Genomic DNA, 18,426 nt, shown 5'->3' with positions numbered 1-18,426 from the left:
CCCATGACTTCCAGAAGGACTTGAAGCCCATGACCGCGCCGACCCAGGCCAGGCCGATCCATGTGGCGGTCGCGCACCGCGACCCCTACGTGGCCGCCGGCATCGCATCGCTGCTGCGCTCCCGTGCCGGCTTCGTCGTTCAATCAGGCCTCACCGACGTCGATGGCGGCGGTGCCGTCGATGTGCTCGTCACGGACTACGCAACCGGCGTTCACAAGACGGCGAATGTCCCGCCCGGCCCGGGCGGCTCCGCGCCGGGATCCTTCCTCGTGGTCACGGACCAGAGCACCGGGTGGCAGATACGCCGCGCCGTGGATGCGGGCGTGCGCGGCTACCTTCTGCACGATTGTTCGGCCGAGGAACTGTCGGAGGCGGTGCGCTGCGTTGCAGAGGGACGCAGGTACCTGTCTTGTCCCGTGGCCGACCAGTTGCTAGACAACCTCTCGTCTGCCGTGCCAACCGCGCGCGAACTCGAAGTGCTCCGGCTTATGGCGCAGGGCCTGGCGAACAAGGACATCGGCCGGCGACTCGGCATCGGCGAAGGCACCGTCAAGGCCCATGTGAAGGCGATCCTGCGCAAGCTCCGGAAGCCGACGCGGGTTGCCGCGATCGGCGAAGCCTTTCGCTGCGGACTGCTTCTGGAGGCATCGCCATGACCGGTTCCCTCGATCTGTACGTGCGCGTATGCCATGGCGACCCGCTCGCCATGGCCGGTCTCGTCTCGCTCATCGGCGAGGAACCGGGTTTTCAGGTGCAGGCGGAGAACGAGCCCGGCGAGGGCATGGCGGATGTGGTCGTGGCTGACCATGCCTGCGCGCTGAACCTGCTCGCTTCGGCTTCGGCAGTGGATCAGCCGGGGGTGGCAGGCGGCTTTCGCATGCCGCGCGTCATCGTCTTGACGCGGCGGGACAAGGAGGGGGAGGTCATGCGGGCGATCGCCAGCGGGGCGCACGGCTATGTGCGCCAGGACGCGGATCCGGCCGAGCTGATGGATGCCATTCGCCACGTGGCTCGGGGGGGCTCTCTCTATCTATGCAAGGGCACGAAGGCGCTCATCAGGCACGGCAAGCCGTGCGTGGGCTTCACCGCCCGGGAGGAGGACGTGCTGCGCTACCTGGTGAAAGGCGATTGCAACAAGGGAATCGCCCGCGAGCTGGACATTTCCGCCAATACCGTCAAGGCACACGTCGCCCGGATCTGCGAGAAGCTGCACGTGGGCTCGAGGGCGCAAGTCGCCGCCAAGGCGACGCAGCGCGGGCTGGTCCGTGTCTGAGATTCGCCGGTGGCGCTTCGGCGCCTTCGCGCTGTGGGAGGCCGAGCCAAGGCTCGAGCGCGACGGGCAGCCGGTGCGGCTTGGATCGCGCGCCATCGGCCTGCTGGTCGCACTCTTGGAGCGCGCCGGCGAAGTGATCAGCAAGGACGAGCTCCTCGCGGCGGTCTGGCCGGACACGGTGGTCGAAGAGGCGAGCGTTCGAGTCCATATGTCGATCCTGCGCAAGGCCCTGGGTCCACCCGGAGCTCAGGACGGGTGCCTGGAATGGATTGCCAACATCCCACTGCGCGGCTATCGCTTCCTGGGGCGGGTGCACTGCGAGTTCTTGCCGTCCGCCATCGCCGTGCAGGTGGCTCATGCGTCGCTGCGGGATGCTCCCGCAGCGTTGCCCGCTCGCCTCGCCAAGCTCGTGGGGCGCGAGGTGGAGGTCGAGCGCCTGCTCGGCATGCTTGCGGCGAGCAGGCTCGTCACGGTCGCGGGGCCCGGCGGCGTGGGCAAGACCAGCGTTGCCATCTGCGTCGCAGCACGCTACCGGGAACGGCAGCAAGCCCAGCTTGGTTTCGTCGATCTCGCACCCCTGACATCGCAGGACCACGTGCTGACGACGATGGCGCGCGCCATCGGCGTGCGAGGCGGCGTGCCGGACATCGAGGAAGCCATCGTCCAGCGCCTCGAAGGCCAGGCGATGCTGCTGCTCGTGGACAACTGCGAGCATGTCATCGAGAGGCTGTCGCCGCTCCTGGGCAGGTTCCTGGCGGCGTTGCCCGGGCTGCAGGTTCTTGCAACCAGCCGCGAGGTGCTGCGCGTGGGAGGCGAGCATGTCTTTCGCCTGGCGCCCCTGGCGGTCCACCAGTCCCAGCCCGGCTCCCTGGCGCTTGCGTTGCGCTCGCCGGCGGTGCAGTTGCTCGTCGAGAGAGCCCAGGCCGCGGGCGCCCGCGGATTCGACGACGCGAGCAGCGGTCCGCTGACCAGGATCTGCCAACAGGTGGACGGAATCCCGCTGGCGATCGAGCTGGTCGCGGCCCGCCTGGGGGCCCAGCCCGTGAGCGAGCTGGCATTCAGGCTCGACGATCACATGCGCCTGCATTCGACGGCCAGGCGGGCTGCGCTGGCAAGACAACGCACGCTGGCTGCGACGCTGGACTGGAGCATTGGCCTGCTGGGCGCCGCCGAGCTGCTTCTGTTTCGCAGGTTGTCGGTGTTCCGCGCCTACTTCGGCGTCGCAGCGGCGCTGAGCGTGGCAGCCAGTGCGCTGGACCCCGACGTGGCGTCCGACGCGTTGCTGAGCCTGGCCAGCAAGTCGCTCGTCGTGTACGACACCGACCAGGCCGCGGACTCGCCCTACCGCCTGCTCGACACCACCCGCAGCTATGCGCATGCTCTGCTCGTGCGGGCGGGCGAGCGAGACGCGGTATCGAAAAGCCATGCCCTTTTCATGCTGGACCTCATGGGCCTTGCCACCGCGGACCTCGCTTTGCTGGACGCCGATGCCTGGACCCAGCGCTACCGCGGCTGCCTGGACGACGTTCGTGCAGCTCTGGATGCCTGCATCGGCCACCACGACGACATGACGATCGCGGGCGCGCTCACCGTCGCATCGGCGCCGCTCTGGTTCCGCTTGTCCGAGGTCAGCGAATACCGGGATCGCGTTCGCGCGGCGCTGGACCATGTCGATGTGCTGAAGGTACCCGACCGCCTGACGGCCGGACGGCTGGAGATCGCGCTCTACAACGCCTTGTGGCACACCGGCGGCACGGTGCCGGAGATGACACAGGCGTGCGAGCGGGCGCTGGATTGCGCATTGGAACTGAAGGTGAAGACACTCGAATTCCAGGCTCGGTGGGGCCTTTGCGCGCTGAACATCACGCGCGGCGCGTACACACCGGCGTTGCGGCATGCCGAGATCCTGAGAGAGTTTGCGAGCCACTCGACCAACGCCGTGACGCGCAACCTGTCGCACCGGATGCTGGCGCTCGCCAATCACTTCTGCGGCGCGTTCGCCGAGGCCAGGGTGCAGGCCGAAGCAGCGGCGGACGTGGACGACGCGACCCGGCGCAACCATGCCAACGCGTTCCAGCCCGACGCGCGCACCACCGCAATGGCCATTCTTGCCAGGACGCTGTGGATCCAGGGCGAGAGCCGTCTTGCCATGGCCACCGCCATCCGGTGCATGGAGGAGGCTGAGGCGCTGGGACACACGCTGTCGCTATGCGTTGCCCTCTTCTGGATCTGTCCGATGGCCATATGGGCCCTCGAACAACGGGCGGCCCGCGCCTGGATCGACACGATGCTGCAGCAGACCCGGTCCAAGGGCTTCGCCTACTGGCATGACTGGGCGCTTTGCTACGACGACGCCATGAAGATCGGCGAGGTCGACGACGCCGGCGCGCACATCGACGCCGTCGCGGCAAAGGTCCTGGCCATGGACGAGCCCCGCAGGGAGATGATGGTCACGTTCTGCGACCAGTGGGTGGATGATGACCTGGTTGCTCGCGCGACGCGGGGCGAAGGGCAGTGGAGTGCCGCCGAGGTTTGCCGCGCTGCCGGGCGGCGCAAGGAGCTGCGGGGCGACGATGCCGAAGCCGAGGCGCTTTATCTGCAGGCCCACGCCCTTGCGCGCTCGCAAGGCGCACTCGCCTGGGAACTGCGTGCAGCGGGTGCGCTGGAGGAACTGCGCGCCGGGGCAGCTCAGCGATGAACCGGCCGTGCGCCGGGCCGGCGGACCCGTGCCAGTGCGGCGCGCTTTTCCCAGGCGACGGCGCCTTGTTGCCTCGCAGTTTCCGTTGCCCGGAGGTAGAAAGCGTCCGCCTCGTCGGGTGCAGCGTTCTGCTCCGCGCGCCAGCCGGCAGCGCGCCAGACCTCGGCGGCGACCCAAGGACTCTCTCCGCGCGAGACGCGCTCGATCATCTCGTCGTCGACCCAGTCGATGCAGAAGGTCGCGAGCATCTCCCTGTGGGGTGCGTCATAGGTCGCGAGCTGGCCGGCCACTTCACGCACGTAAAGATCCCGGTCCGGCGCGATGCCCAACTGCAGGCCCTGGGAGAACCACTCGGCATAGCGCAGCCAGCCCACCAGGCCCTTGCGCCGCGCTTCGTCCGTCATCAAGTGAATCCATTGGGCGGCAAGCTCGAGTTCGCCGGCCCACAGCGCGACCGGGCAGGCACCATACAGCGCGGAACACAGGGAGACGGATTTTCCGGCCGCTTGCGCTCGGTCCACCGCGTCGCTGGCTTCTTCCAGGGCCCGGGCCGTTTCCCCTTGCACCCAGAGGGTTCGGCTCAGCATGGCTTTCGCCGCAACGATGGCGTTGACCCCCACCATGTTGGCCCGGGCATGGCCGAGGCCGCCACCAACGCGCACGGAAGCTTCGCTGTGCATCCTCGCCACATCGAAGTGGCCGCAAAAGTGGTTGGCCATCGCCATCACGCGGTGCGCGAGATTGAGTGCGGCGGGGTCGGACCAGGATCGCGCTGCCGCCATCAGCGTGTGCGCCTGGTCCAGCGCCGCCGAATACTCGCCGCGGAACATGTCGTGCGTGCACCGCCCCCAACGGGCTTGCAGTTCCAGTACGGGGATCTTGACGGCAAGCGCGCCGGCCAGGGCCTGGTCTGCGGCGGCACCCAACTCGGGTGTGGACCTGCCGGTGTGGAGCAGGGCGCTGACCAGCGCGGTGTTCAGCCAGGTCGCCGTTTCCGTGTCGCGCGTGGGTTGACGATCAACCAGCGCCAGCGCCGCGGAGACCCGGTCGCGATATTCGACGACCTGGGCCAGGTGAAACCACAACGGCGCGGAAGCCGTCACCAGCGAGGCGGCCATCTTCGCGTCGGGCTGCTGCGTCAGGCAGACTTCGAGCGCAAAGCGCACGTCGTCCAGGCGGTGTGCATAACGGCCGGCCCAGGCCTGCTCGGTCAGGTCGGAGAGTTCCGCCGCCGCTGCCTTCATGAGATCGCGCATGAGGACCGCATGGCGCCGCAGCAATGCCGGCCGTTCATCGCTCTGGGCGAGAAGCGCAGCTGCATAGCTTCGCGTCGTGTCCAGAAGCTTGTAGGGCGCGACAGCGTCGTTGCTGTCGAAGAAGACAAGCGACTTGTTGACCAGCGAGATCAGTGCGTCGAATGCCACCTCGGCGTCCATGCCGCCGGCGCTCACGCCTAGCGCGGCTTCCACATCGAAGCGCCCCCGAAACACCGACAACCAGCGAAAGAGCCGCAGCTCTGTATCGCTCAGAAGCGCGATGCTCCAGTCGAGCGCCGCGGCGAGCGTTCGGTGCCGTGCGAGCGCGGCGCGGCTGAAGGCATAGAGGCGCATGTGGTCGTCCAGCCTGCGCGCCAGATCGACGACCGGCTGCACGCCCAGGCGCGCGGCCACCAGTTCGATGGCCAGAGGGATGCCGTCGACCTGCCTGGTGATCTGGGCCAGCAGGGGGCCATGCGATTCATCGAACGCACCCGCACCCGCGGCCTTGGCGCGCTCGACGAGCAATTCCACGGAGGGCCAGTGCAGCGCCTGCGTGAGCGAGATCTGCTCGGCGTCCGGAATTGCGAGCGCCGGCAGCCGAAAGACGTACTCGCCCGTCACGCGCAGCGCCTCGCGGCTCGTCGCCAGGATGCGCAGGCCGGGCAGCACGGAAAGCAAGCCGGCGATCGGCAGCGCCAGGGAGTCCACCACATGCTCGCAGTTGTCGATCAACAGGAGCACAGCGCGCGCCATCAGGCGTTGCGTGATGGCGCCGACGATGTCGGGCAGGTCGGCGGGCACCCCCACGGCGCGCGCCAGGGTGCCGAGCACGTGGTCCTGGGAGATCAGCGACGACAGATCGACAAAGGCGATCTCCGCGCCGTGCCTGTGCTGATGGCTCTCCGCGGCGTGGATCGCGAGACGGGTCTTGCCGATGCCACCCGTGCCCACGATCGTGACCAGCCGGTGGGTATCGAGCGCTTCGAGAACGCTCGCCACATCGGCTTCGCGGCCGACGAGTTCGGTCAGCCGAACCGGCAGTGGGGTGAAACCGGGGTCGGCCAGCGGGGCTGCGGGCCTGGCCGGGATGCCGGGCGCCTCGCGCCGAACACGTCCATTGAAGCGATAGCCGCGCAGCGGAACATTGGAGATCCACTCCTTGCATTCGTCGCTCTCGCCGGGCTCGCCCAGCGCCTTGCGAAGCGTGGACATATGGACGCGCACGCTGGCCTCTTCGACGACGACGCCACCCCAGACCGTCGCGAGCAGGTCATCCTTGCCCACGAATTCGCCGGCCCGCTTGATCAGCTGCAGCAGCAGATCGAAAGAGCGTGGCCCCAGCCGCACGGGCTCGCCGGAGCGCTCGAACCGGCGCTGCGCCTCCCAGACAACGAACACGCCGAAGTACCACCGGACTTCGGCCGACGCCAGGTCAGATGGCTCCTCCGACTGCGCTTGCATGATGAGTCTGCGTACCGGCCGTCTCACGTCGCCGGGAGCTGGGCACGGGCGGCGCAAGGTTGTTGACCGGGCAGGCGGATCGGGTGGACGGTTTCCATGCGTTGAGACTTGAGTTTCTGGCCGAGATCGTAGCTCGGCATTGCGCGGCATCGGGCGCTAGTCCCTGCAGTCCATAAGTCATCGGGGCACGCAGCCGCCCGAAGCCACCAGTGGCGACCCGTTATCGCAGCGTCTTCAGGTACTTGACGAGTTCCGCAACTTCACCAGGATCGGGAACCCCCGCGAAGGGCATCCTGTTGCCCGGCACGGCTTGCTGCGGATCGCTCAGGAAGGCCGCCAGCGATTTGTCGTCCCAGGTGAGCTGTGCGTTCTTCATGGCTCGGCTGTAGCCGAACCCCGGCGACGAGCCGGCCTTTCGGCCCACCACGCCCGCAAGCGGCGGCCCGATGGCGGCTGCGCCTTGCGCCGCGTGGCATGCCGCGCATGTCGTCCAGGTCTTGGGCGGTGGCACGGCCGATTGGCCATGCGCCATGTTCAAGAAAGCCGCGGCGCAAGCGGCAAGAAGGCGTGTTCGCATGTCGGGCCCTCTCAAAGCATGCGCGGTTGCCTGGCGTAGCGCACCAGGTCGTCGCCCAGGCGCAGCGCCAGTGCCGCGAGCGGACCGGTCGGGTTGTAGCCCGCGTTGTGCGCGTACACGGATGCGCCGACCACGAAGAGGTTCTGCGCGTCCCAGTGCTGCAGGTGGGGCGAGACCACGCTCGTCGACGGGTCCGCGCCCATGACGGTGCCGCCGGTGGTGTGCGTCGTCTGGTACTGCCGTGCGTCGAAGTCGCCGCGCCGGGGTTGCGCAGCGCCGACCGTCGTGGCACCCATGGCGCGCGCGATGCCGGCGGCCTTGTTCGTGACGTATTCGCTCATGCGATGGTCGTTCTCGTGGAAGTTGAAGGTCATGCGCAACAGCGGCGAGCCATAGGCGTCGCGGTACGTCGGGTCGAGATCGAGGTAGTTCCGGCTGTGCGGGTAGTTGCTGCCGTGCACCGCGACGTTGAAGGCGTGCGCGTACCAGTCGGCGTTGGCCTGCTTCCAGGCCGATCCCCAGCGCGGCGTTCCGGCCGGATGGAGCCGGGCATTGATGGGGCGCCCGTTCGTCACGTTCGAGTAGATGTAGCCACCGCCGAAGAAGCCGAGCCCGGCATGGTCGAAGTTGTCGCCGTTGAACTCGTCCACCACCATCTGCGAGGCGCCCGAGGCCATGAACGGATTGATGAAGCGGTCCTTGAAGAACACCGGCACCGACGACATCACTTGGTAGCAGAAGTTCTTGCCGACCACGCCCTCGCCCGTCTTCGGGTCGTAGGGGCGCCCGATGCCGCTCGTGAGCAGCAGCTTGGTGTTGGTCATGGTGAAGCCCGACAGCACGACGACATCGGCCGGCTGCTCGTACATTTGCGCGGTCTGCAGATCGATGAACTGCACGGCCGTCACGCGCCTGGCGTGCTTGTCGTAGACGAGGCCGGTCACCTGCGAATGGAGCCGGATCTCGAAATTGCGCTGTTTCCGCAGCAAGGGGTACAGCAACACCGCCGGACTGGCCTTGGCGTTGGCTTCGCAGAAAAAGCGCTCGCAGTGGCCGCAGTACTGGCATGGCGCAAGGCTTGCGCCATCGGGGTTGGTGTAGGCGCGCGGTGAGTTGGCCGCGGGCAGCGGGAACGGCTTGTAGCCAAGGCTTTGCGCGGCGGCCTTGAAGATGCGGCCCGACTCGAGGATCTCGAGCGGCGGCTGCGGAAAGTCGCGTTGCCGGGGCGCCTCGAAAGGGTTGCCGCCGTCGATCAGCCGTCCGCCCACATTGCCGGCCTGCCCCGCGATGCCGAAGAGCTGCTCGAACAGGTCGTGGTAGGGCTCCATCTCGGCGTAGCTGATGCCCCAGTCTTGCACCATCATCTCGCGCGGAATCGCGGCTTTGCCGTAGCGGGACTCGAGGCGGGTGCGCAGGGCCGGGTCGTACTCGGCCCAACGCCAGGTCTGGCCGTTCCAGTGGTTCGCCGCACCGCCCATGCCTTCGCCCGGGAGGAAGGCTTCCATGCGGCGCACGGGCAACGCGCTCTCGCTGGTGGCGTGGCGCAGGGTGTAGGTTTCGTTGGCCCAGTTCTGCACCAGGCCGTTGCGCACGCCCCAACGCAATTCGTCGCGCTGGTTGGGCAGTGTGGCGGCTGCGCTGCCCGCGAGATCGCCGCCGCGCTCGAGCACCAGCACGTCGATGCCGGAGTCCATCATCTGCCGCGCCGCCAGGCCCGCGGTGAGGCCTCCGCCGACGAAGACGACGGCGCGTTTGGGAAGTTTGTGAGTCATGGGTGTGGGGCCTTCAGCTGAAGTCCTCGATCGATTGCGGCTTGGCTGCGCCGGGGAAGGGCAGGCCGCGGAACTGGACCACGTTGCGTCCGTGAAAAGCGGGCAGGCCGGGGAAGCCCACGGCGCGCCAGAAAGTCTTGTCGCGGTTGCCTCCGTACATCGGGTCGGCAAAGCAGGCCTGGACGAACAGCGGATAGAAGAAGTCGTTGAACCATGCGCCGAGCGCAAAGCGCTCGTCGTCCATCTGGCCAGCTGCGACCTCCTGCAGCAGGGCGTCGAGCGGGCCGGCCTCGAGCTGCTCGACGGCCTTGCCCGTGCGTTGCCGGGCCTCGCGACGCAGCACCGCGAGGCCGGCCTTGAAGTGCTGCTCGGGGGTGAGGGGCGACTGGTAGCCGTGCTGCGGTTTGCCGGGGCGCCAGGGGCCCTGCCGATAGAGCTGGTCGCCACGCCCCCAGCCGCCAGCGAGCTGACGATCGATGTAGAGATGCAAGCCGCAGTCGACACCGTTCGGTGTCATCGCATCGGCTGGGCACATCACGTTGACGAGGGCCTCGACGCAGGCGGCTTCCTGTGGGCCCAGCGACAGGTAGCCCGAGGGGTGGGCGTCGTCGGTGGGGCGGGCTGCGCTGCCCTGCTGCGCCGAAGCGAGCGGGCTGGCGAGGCCACCGAGCAGTGCGGGCGCCGCGAGTGCGGCGACGCTGGATGCGCCGCCGATCTGGCGCAGGAAGAGCCGCCGTGCGGGCGGTTCTTGGTCATTCAAGGACATGGGGGTCTTTCTTCGGGGGGCAGGGTTCGTGCAGGCGCGCCGCTCAGAAGGGCTCGTACTTCGCGGCACCCACTGTTTCTGTCGGCGTGATCGGCGTGAGGTCCAGGGGCTCTTGTGGCGCCGGATACGAAATATCGAGTGAGTGGAACGGGCTTGCGACCGGGGCCTCGGTGGTTGCGGCGGGAAGCGCGACAGCAATGGCCGGCTGGATCGCATAGATCGAGATCGAGGTCGCGAGACTGGTCAGCAGTGCCGCAAGAATGATTCTTTTCGTCATCAACTACTCCTGATAATTTGAGGGAGCCATCGAGCGGAAAAACCGTTGAAGGCGGATGAACAGCCAGGGCGTGCGATGAGAAAAGATGGTTCGCGCGTTCTGCATCTGTCGCACTCAAATCTAGGTTCCGGCCGGCCGGTGCGGTAGGCCTGTCGAGAGAAACGCCGCAGTGAGCCAACGGCATCAATGGCGGCGCGGCGTCGCTTCAGTACGAGCGAAAGCGCGGCCTGCAAGCGTATGGCTGCGCCACCGCGGCATGGCGGGAAGCAACTCGAAGTGGGAAGGGAAGGGAGGGGAGGGACTGCGAGGCGCAGCCATCAATGGCGAGGAAAGGCTGAGCTCCCGGCAACCATCACGCAGAAGCAGCAGGCAAGCAAGCAGCCCGCGGCAGCGCCACAGGCGGTGCCGCGGGCTGCAAAGGCTCAGGAGAGGTTCGCCTTGTCCAAGCCGAAGGCCTTGTCGGACGAGCCGGGCACGGTCTGGAACGCGACGTTCACGCGGTTCCATGCGTTGATGGCCATGACGCTGAAGCTCAGGTCCGAAAGCTCCTTTTCCGACAGCTGCGTGCGCACGCGCTCGTAGATGTCGTCGGGCACGCCGTGTTCGGGCAGCCTGGTCAGCACTTCGGTCCAGGCCAGCGCCGCACGCTCGCGCGGAACGAACAGCGTCGATTCGCGCCATGCGGCCAGGTGGTGAATGCGCAGCTCGCGTTCGCCATGGATCCTGGCCTCCTTGATGTGCATGTCCAGGCAGAACGCGCAGCCGTTGATCTGCGACGCGCGGATCGCGACAAGGTCCCGGATCGATTGTTCGATGGTGCCGCTGTCCACGAGCGTGCTGAACTCGATCAGCTTCTTGAAGAGCTCGGGCGATTGCTTGATGTAGTTGAGACGGTTGGTCATGTGTGCTCCGGCCTCAGTGCGGCTGAGGTACCCGTTCGCGGAGGCCGCGAGAGAGGAGAGAGGGGAAAAAAAGATCCTGGGCACCGGCGATGCGGTGCGCGTTCAGAAGTCCCAGATGATCGGAACCCAGCGAAAGATGTCGCCTTCCGCCGCCACCCGGCCGATGGAGGGGAAGGGCAGGTGGGCGGCCACCAGCAGTCCGCGGCTTTGCACCAGTTCGCGGAACAGGGCGAGGCGAACGCGGGTCGCCTCCTCGGGGTCGTGTTCGAAGCCGTTCTGCCAGTCGGGGTGGTCGAATGCGACCGGGAACATGGCATCGCCCGCGAACATCAGGCGCTCGTTGCCCGACACCAGGTCGACCACGCTGTGCCCCGGGGTGTGGCCGCCGGTACGGCGGACCACCACACCCGGCGCCACCTCGCGCCGCTCCTCGAAGATCTGCAGCCGGTCGCGGTATTCCTTGTAGAAGCTCTTGGCGGTCGAACGCAGCACCTCGGGCACCGGATTCGGCATCACCGTGCGGGAGAAGTCGGGCGACATCCAGAAGTCGACTTCGGCCTTGGCCACGTGGATGCGCACATCCGGACGCAGGCGTTCCTTGATGCCGGGAACGAGCAGCCCGCCCACATGGTCCATGTGCATGTGGGTGATGATCACGTCGGTGATGGACTCGAGCTCGATGCCGGCCGCAGCCAGCCGCTGGGGAAACTGCCCGGCCCTCGGAAAGCCCGGGAACTGCCCACCCAGGCCCGCGTCGATGAGGATGGTCTGGTCGCCGCTGCGGGCCACCATCACGTTCAGCGGCCAGTCGTACTTGTCGGGCGGCATGAACATCTGGCCGAGCCAGTTGGCCAGGTCCGCCGGATCGGCGTTGGTGGCCATCGTCGTGGTGGGCAGCGGCAAGGGGCCGTCGCTGACCACCATCGCGTCGATGTCGCCGATGCGCAGCGCGTAACGGGAGGGCACCAGGTCTTTGGGCTTCTCGCTCGTGGGTTGCAAGGTGTCATCAGTGAGGAACATGGCGGAATCTCCAAGAATGCGGCCCGGTTGCGCGGGCCAAACCAGCCGGGCGACTGGCAGCAAGTTGCCGTTCAACACCGAAGGGTTGTCGGGCTCGGATCACGGCTGAGTGCCGTATGCCATTGATCGTAGGGAGGCGGGGCGCGAGCCGGTAGGCCTGCAAAAGGACTCACGGTGGTGCCCGATATGCACCAAACGCGCGGGAGATCGAGGGGCGAGCCTCGCGTCGCAGGTCGCGCCCACACACCTCAACGCGTATCAACCGCGAATGAGGTCGGCCGCCGTGCGATCCCTTCGATCGCGCGCCTGGAGTTTCTTGCGTAGCCGCTTGATTGGCACATCGACCAGGTGCAGGCAGATAGCGGCCAGCGGGAACGACACGAGGATCACCTCACCCAGAAGCACCCACGGGGGCAGCGAGCGTTCGAAGTCGATGATGTCGATGAACAAGAAGTGCCAGAGGTAGATGCCGTAGGACAGGCGGCCGATGTAGATCATCGGCCGCGACGCCAGGAACGGCGTGTCGCGGTGCTCCGCGAGGTGGCAGACGAGCACGAAGGCCGCGAGCTCCGCGAGGGTGATCCGCAAGGTCACCCCCTCCGTGATGCGGACGAAGGGCAAGGACGGAAGAGCGACGGTCAGCGCGAGGCCGATGCAGGCGATGACGACGGTCGGCCGCGACATCTTCAGGCGGGCCAGCGCCGCGATGGCGCCCAGCACAATGCCGGTCACATGCGTGTCGAAGCTGAAGTACGCCTGCTTCCATCCCCAGTTCAAGGCTACGAAGTAACGCCACGCGGTCAGCACGGCGAACGCTGCCAGCAGCCACGCGACCGGACGGCGCGCCCGCAGCAGCAGCGGCAGCAGCAAGGGCCACAGCAGGTAGAACTTCTCCTCGACGCCCAGCGACCAGACGTGCCCGATGGTCGACGGCGGATTCCAGAAGGCGAGCGCGTAGTCCATCAGGTAGGTGCCCGTGAGCCCGGCGACCAACCATCTGTCGTCCTTCGGCCAGAGCCAGGGAGCGAGTGCGAGATAGACCAGCACCAGCAGCAGCAGCGTCGGGTAGAGCCTCAGCGCGCGCCGCGCGTAGAACCTGCCGATGTCGATGCCGCCGTGGCGGTGCTCCGCCAGGAGCAGCGTCGTGATCAGGTAGCCGGAGAGAACGAAGAACACGTCCAGGCCGGCGAACCCGCCGCCGGCGCCGGGGATGAGGCAGTGAAAGCAGACGACCAGGAGGATCGAGACCGCCCGAAGGCCATCGAGCGCGGGGTTGTACGGCATCGGTGCGGCCTCCGCTCAGGGACCGGCCACCGGATCCGGCCGGCACGGCTGCAGCATCACCTTTCCGCATTCTGGATAAGCCGGCGGGCCCTTCACGTCATTCAATACACCGAGGCGAACCAGCGAGTCGTACTTTGCGTTGTGCAATACGTGAACTCGCTGCTTCTGCGTGAAGGTGTCGAACACCAGGCCACCGGTCTGCGACGGCGTGTCGATCCAGATGCGCAGCCGCGAACCCTTGCGGAAGTAGTGGCCCATCTTGTTGATCTCGACGCGGGCGAAGACCAGCTGTCCGGGCAGCAGCGGCATCAGCTGGTCGGCGCGCTCGAGGTGGATCGGCAGCAGCGGTGTCGAGCGCTCGGTGTCGAGGGTGCGGTTCGACAGGCGCAGCCAGCCGCGCTGCACGTAGGTCTCCTGTCCGTCGGGTCGCAGTTCGGTGACGGTGACCTGGATGTCCGCATCCCCGCCGGTGGCGGCGACCCACAGGTCCGCGCTGCCCGGTCCATAGACCATCGTGTCATTTGCCAGCGGCGCCGACGTGTAGGCCAGGCTGGTCGTCTTCCAGTTGTCGGGCAAGGGCCCCCAGAAGGAGTTGGCGACGATGTCATTGACGGCGACGCCGGCACCCGGGTAATCGAAGCCATCGGCCGGGCCGGAACCGGCCTTGTCGGCGAGCACGCCGCCGGTGCCGAGATGGAACTCCTTGAGCAGCAGGTCGCTGGCGCGGATCGATGGCTTCTGCAGCACCCAGCGCGCTTGCGGGGAAGCCAGCCGATCGAGCGGAGCACCGTCTGTGTCGAAGGTTTCCATCCACACGGTCGTGCGCGGCGTGTCGCGCTCGAATCCATTGTCCGTTCCCTTGACGAAACGGTCGAGGAAACGCAAGGCCAGGGTCTGGAAGGCCGAGGCCAGGTACAGGTCGTGCCGGCCGTTCGACTGGACCAGCCACAGCTTGGTGCGATCGAGCTTCGTCTGGTAGTGCCCGCTGCGAGGCGTGATGGCCTGGTCCTGGAAAGCTTCGAGCGACAGCACCGGCACATTGACGCGATCGGCATGGCGGGCCAGGTCGAAGGTGTCGAGGTAGTCGTCGCGCAGCGGATGCGACACGAAGAGGTTCATCACCGAGTTCGTGTCCTCGGCCGCGAGGTTCTTCTGGATCTGCTTCAGGCAGTTCTCGTCGCCTTCTTCCTTTGCGGTCTGCGTGACCAGCTGGCTCCAGTAGGTGCGGAAGATCACGCGGAACGGTGTGAGGAACCCTGGCGCCGGCACGCCGCCGGGGCTCATCGCGTCGCGGTAGTCCGTCAACACCATGCCAGGCACGATGGCGCGCAGATGCGGTGGCCGGTTCTGCGCGGTTGCCAGTTGAGAAGACCCGCTGTAGGACGCACCGACCATGCCTACCTTGCCGTCGGACCAGGCCTGTGCGGCCGCAAACTCGACGGCTTCGGCGCCGTGCCGGCCGAGCTGCGGCCGGGTGTATTCGAGGCGGCCTTCGGAGCAGCCGGTGCCCGCGGTGCTGACGCCCATCACCGCGTAGCCGGCCTCGATGAGCCGCTTGTCGAAGGCCACGGACATCGAGGTCTGGTTCTTCAGGTAGGCCGAGCCGCCGATCGAGCCGGCGTCATAACCGTTGAGGGTCAGGGCCACGGGGAATTTGCCCGTCGCCTTGGGCAGCAGCGCGGTGTAGCGCAGCTTGACGCCGTCGGAGGTGGTGATGTCGCCGCTGATGCGCTTGGCCCAGAAGGGCGCAAGCTGTCCATCCGCGGGGAAGGCGAACCCCGGTGATGCCAGCAGGCCGGTCTCGGGGTCGAATTTGGGCTCTTGACCCTGCGCCGCGGCGCAAGCAACTGCGAACGCGAGTGCCGCTGCGAATGCTTTTTTTCATTGTTCGATGTCCTCAGGCGAGATGACGATTTTTTTCCCTGAGGGTCGCGGCGCATGGCGCGCCGTGCTGTTTCCCACAGGCCATCAACCGGGCGACGGACTCAGCGGATGCCCTGGCCCGCGAGGCTTTCCGGCGTCCAGTTGCCATCGGGCTCCAGTGTAGTTGGGAAGCGGATGCCGGACGCGCCGGGCCAGAGGTTCACGTAGTACGCCCCTTCCGCCAGGTCGTAGTGCCCGGCAGTGATCGAGACCGGAGCGGCCGCGTCATAAGCTTGGGTCAGGTAGGCGAAACCAGCGCGCCAAAGTTGGCCCTTGCCGTCGTACTGGTCGCTGGCCAGGACGTGCCAGCTGTCCTCGTCCACGTAGAAAGTGCGGCGGGAGTACACATGCCTGGCGCCCGGCTTGCGCGTGGCCTCGACCAACCACACGCGGTGCAGCTCCCAACGCACGACTTGCGGGTTGATGAACTTCGGCAGGAACACCTCGTCGGGCTTCGTGTTGTAGATGAAGCGGTAGGCGTTGTATGGAACGTAAAGCTCCTTCTTGCCGACGAGCTTCCAATCGAAGCGATCCATCTTGCCGTTGAAGAGGTAAACGTCGTCCTGGGTCGAGATGCCTCCCGTGCCGCCGTTGGGCGTGTCGTAGGCCATTTCCGGCGCCTGGCGCACGCGGCGCTGGCCGGGCAGATAAAGCCAGTAGCGCCGCTCATCGAACGAATAGTCGGCAGGCTCGTGATGAACGATCGCGTTCCCCACCTGATTCGGCGGAAACGTGAAAGCGAGACGTGAGCGGTAGTAGAGAGGCGATGCGGGCACGCGGGTGTCGTCGTGGTATGGAAAATCCATCAACCACGAGGCCTTCACCAGCGGCTGCACCGTGCCACCCCGGTTGGCGAAGTAGGAACTGAACTCCGGCATCGCGAGCGAGGCACCAAGGTAGCGCAGCAAGTGGTTCAGCATCACCTCGTTGCCATTGGCAGGAATCGGGAAGGGCACGCCGCCGCGCGCGCCGGTCGCACCCAGGCCGTCGTCGGTGAGCTTGGCACGCGTCGCGTTCGCCAACGTGTTGTCGAGCATGGCCTTCGGGAAAGCCACGGTCCGATGGGTCGGATAGACCTCGAGGCGGAAGTCGGGATGCGCCTTGAGCAGTGCCTTCGCACCTTCGCTCAGCCGCTCGGCGTGTCGGTCCATGTTCCCGGCATCGATCGAGAACAGCGGCTTCTCTTCGGCGAAGGGATCGGGCCGCAGGTTGCTGCTCTTGTCAAAGCTGGCCGGCACCGCCGTCAGTCCGCCGGTGTAGGTCGGGATCGTGCCTTCCTTGTTTCCGGCCTTCTGGGCGCCGGTGCCGGTAAGCTCGTTGCCGAGGCGCTTTGCCTCTTCGGGCGATACGGCCGCATGGGCCGAGGCGAAGCACAGGCACAACGCGCCCGCAGTGATCAGGGACTTCAATGGAGAGTTCACGGCTTGTTGTCTTCGCGGCAATGCTTCATAGCGACGTTTTGAAAGTGAAGAAGACGGCACCGCGGTCCTTCAGCAGGGCCGTGCCGCCGTTGGCCACCGAGGCCGCCCCCGTGGCGTCGGTGACGTACCTGCCGAAGTAGCCGACGTACTTCAGCTCAAGGCTGTGCCGGCCGGAAAGGTCGAGCGCGAGGCCTGCCGACCAGCTGCCGGCACCCTGGTTGCCGCCGCCGGTCACCGCCGAGTTGCCCCGCAGGCCGCGCGAGTAGCTGAGCGGCATCGACAGGTTGGCACCGGGCAGCACCTGGTACCAGGTCGGCGTCAGGTTGATCGCAAAGCCGATGGCCGTCTTGTCGACGCGGTCGATCTCGGTGTAGCCGTCGCGGCCCTTGAAGAGGCTTGCACCCTGTGTCACCGATGCCCATCGGTTCCAGGTCAGTTCGGTCGACCAACCGAGGGAGTCGAACAGCGGAGTCGGTCCGGTGGAGCCCATCGCGTTGAGCACCGCATGCCAGGTGTTGCCGCGCGCGCCGGGCACCTGGCCGGGCGCCGGGTAGCCCGCCGACGAGGCAACGGTGGCAACGTCGCTCGACAGCGGCATGTTGCGCCGATAGTTGAGGTCGAAGCCGACGCTTGCGCCCCCTATGTCCTTGGCCAGGCTGAAACCGTACAGCTTGATGTCGCTGGCAAAGGCCAACAGGTATTCGTTCGTGCCCGTATTGAGGATCACCTGCGGCAGGCGATCGGAGAAGTTGCGCACATAGAAGCCCATGGTGCCGTCGAGCCACTGCGGGCTCCAGCGCGTCGCCAAGCCCCAGTCGCCGCGGCCGCGCGGGGTGATGTCGCGGCCGCGCAAGACGCGCGTGTTGCCGAGGATCAGCGATTCCCCGCCGAATTGCATGGCGTCGCTGGCGCCGAGGTAGGTGCCTGCCTCCGCTCCCCGCGACTGTTCCCATTTCAGGAAGTACTGCGCCGCGAACGACAGCTCGGGCGTGGCCTGCACCGACGTCGACAGCTGCGTCAGCGGACGGAAGAGTTCCTTGGCCTCGATGCCCGGGCTCGACAAAGCCTTCGCGCCGTCGAGGGGTGACTGCGCATAACCCACGCCGTGGGTCGCGCCGCCGCCAAGCAGCGCCTCCCCCCAGGTCACCACATGGCGACCGGCGCGCGCGCTGACCGGTACACCCCCGAGATCGAAAGTACCGAACACGAAGGCATCGAGAAATTCGCCCGACGGGCCCGCGTAGTAGCGCTTGGCATAAGGGCTGAGGCCCGTCGCCGGCGTACCGTTCTTGAGATGGTTCGAGGTGCCGACGCTGGTGTTGTCGAAACCACCGCGGTAAGCCTGGTCGTACCAGCCGGATGCGCTCACGCGTGCGCCGAAACGCTTGCGGTAGACGAAGTCCATCTCGGACAGCAGGTCGACGCGGTTGTTGACGGTGCTGTTGCGGCCGAAATTCCGGTCGCCGTCGTCGGCGTTCTGGTTGAGCAGGATCGCCGGGGCCTGGCGTTCGACACGGCGGCCGAGGTTGTAGCGTGTCGTCAGGTCGACACGCAGTTCGATCTCCTCGTTGCCGGTGGCGATGCTGCCGGCCATCACACCGGGTGCGAATCCCGCGAAGAGAGCCGCCAGCGTGGCTGGCCGCTTCGGTCCGCGAAGGGGCGCACGCGCCTTTACATCGGTTCTTGTCATTCTTGCCTTCGATACTGCTGCGGGTCGCTTCAAGAGAATCCAAGCTTCGCTTGCGGCGGGCGCGCGTGCGCCAGCGCGGCATTCTCTTCGTCGGCAGGCGCTT

At 66.9% G+C, this 18,426-nt stretch carries 14 protein-coding genes; 3 read left to right on the top strand and 11 right to left on the bottom strand.

Annotated features, from left to right (window positions below; all coding sequences use genetic code 11):
• Nucleotides 1-29 precede the first annotated feature (29 nt).
• The 3 genes from VPA02S_RS16010 to VPA02S_RS16000 are packed head-to-tail and all read left to right on the top strand — an operon-like array spanning nt 30 to nt 3,971.
• Nucleotides 30-656: a response regulator transcription factor gene (locus tag VPA02S_RS16010; protein WP_015865462.1), complete on the top strand. Its 627-nt coding sequence runs from the start codon at nt 30-32 to the stop codon at nt 654-656.
• On the top strand, nt 653-1,273 hold the full coding sequence (locus VPA02S_RS16005; protein ID WP_018904407.1) for a LuxR C-terminal-related transcriptional regulator: 621 nt from the start codon (nt 653-655) through the stop codon (nt 1,271-1,273). Before VPA02S_RS16010 ends, VPA02S_RS16005 begins: the two co-directional genes overlap by 4 nt.
• Nucleotides 1,266-3,971: an ATP-binding protein gene (locus tag VPA02S_RS16000; RefSeq protein ID WP_018904406.1), complete on the top strand. Its 2,706-nt coding sequence runs from the start codon at nt 1,266-1,268 to the stop codon at nt 3,969-3,971. Before VPA02S_RS16005 ends, VPA02S_RS16000 begins: the two co-directional genes overlap by 8 nt.
• Here VPA02S_RS16000 and VPA02S_RS15995 read toward each other — a convergent pair.
• The 11 genes from VPA02S_RS15995 to VPA02S_RS15945 form a co-directional block, all read right to left on the bottom strand.
• Nucleotides 3,962-6,691, bottom strand: a complete 2,730-nt coding sequence (locus tag VPA02S_RS15995; protein ID WP_062364766.1) for an ATP-binding protein — start codon at nt 6,689-6,691, stop codon at nt 3,962-3,964. The two genes, VPA02S_RS16000 and VPA02S_RS15995, sit on opposite strands and share 10 nt — an antisense overlap.
• Before the next feature lie 220 nt (nt 6,692-6,911).
• Nucleotides 6,912-7,268: a c-type cytochrome gene (locus VPA02S_RS15990; RefSeq protein WP_026283980.1), complete on the bottom strand. Its 357-nt coding sequence runs from the start codon at nt 7,266-7,268 to the stop codon at nt 6,912-6,914.
• Between the two features lie 11 nt (nt 7,269-7,279).
• A complete protein-coding gene (locus VPA02S_RS15985) occupies nt 7,280-8,596 on the bottom strand; it encodes a GMC family oxidoreductase (protein WP_370880697.1) in 1,317 nt (438 codons plus the stop codon).
• A gap of 457 nt (nt 8,597-9,053) precedes the next feature.
• The gene (locus VPA02S_RS15980) at nt 9,054-9,806 is read right to left on the bottom strand and encodes a gluconate 2-dehydrogenase subunit 3 family protein (protein ID WP_015865457.1); all 753 of its coding nucleotides are present in this window, start codon (nt 9,804-9,806) and stop codon (nt 9,054-9,056) included.
• Between the two features lie 43 nt (nt 9,807-9,849).
• The gene (locus VPA02S_RS15975; protein ID WP_015865456.1) at nt 9,850-10,083 is read right to left on the bottom strand and encodes a hypothetical protein; all 234 of its coding nucleotides are present in this window, start codon (nt 10,081-10,083) and stop codon (nt 9,850-9,852) included.
• A gap of 422 nt (nt 10,084-10,505) precedes the next feature.
• Nucleotides 10,506-10,985, bottom strand: coding sequence for a carboxymuconolactone decarboxylase family protein (locus VPA02S_RS15970; protein ID WP_015865455.1), 480 nt, complete (start codon nt 10,983-10,985; stop codon nt 10,506-10,508).
• A 102-nt stretch (nt 10,986-11,087) separates the two neighbouring features.
• Entirely contained in the window at nt 11,088-12,005 is a 918-nt protein-coding gene (locus tag VPA02S_RS15965) for an MBL fold metallo-hydrolase (protein WP_062364765.1), read from the bottom strand.
• Nucleotides 12,006-12,263: 258 nt separating this feature from the next.
• Nucleotides 12,264-13,289 (bottom strand): acyltransferase family protein, encoded by a 1,026-nt coding sequence (locus VPA02S_RS15960; RefSeq protein ID WP_062364764.1) that lies wholly within the window; start codon nt 13,287-13,289, stop codon nt 12,264-12,266.
• Nucleotides 13,290-13,304: 15 nt separating this feature from the next.
• Entirely contained in the window at nt 13,305-15,005 is a 1,701-nt protein-coding gene (locus VPA02S_RS15955; RefSeq protein WP_259347620.1) for a CocE/NonD family hydrolase, read from the bottom strand.
• A gap of 269 nt (nt 15,006-15,274) precedes the next feature.
• A complete protein-coding gene (locus tag VPA02S_RS15950) occupies nt 15,275-16,633 on the bottom strand; it encodes a DUF1329 domain-containing protein (RefSeq protein ID WP_244883536.1) in 1,359 nt (452 codons plus the stop codon).
• Between the two features lie 25 nt (nt 16,634-16,658).
• A complete protein-coding gene (locus VPA02S_RS15945) occupies nt 16,659-18,323 on the bottom strand; it encodes a DUF1302 domain-containing protein (protein WP_310649290.1) in 1,665 nt (554 codons plus the stop codon).
• Between the last annotated feature and the right edge of the window lie 103 nt (nt 18,324-18,426).

The organism is Variovorax paradoxus NBRC 15149 (assembly GCF_001591365.1).
Classification (GTDB): Bacteria; Pseudomonadota; Gammaproteobacteria; order Burkholderiales; family Burkholderiaceae_C; genus Variovorax; species Variovorax paradoxus.
This window is presented reverse-complemented; position numbering and strand designations above follow the sequence as displayed.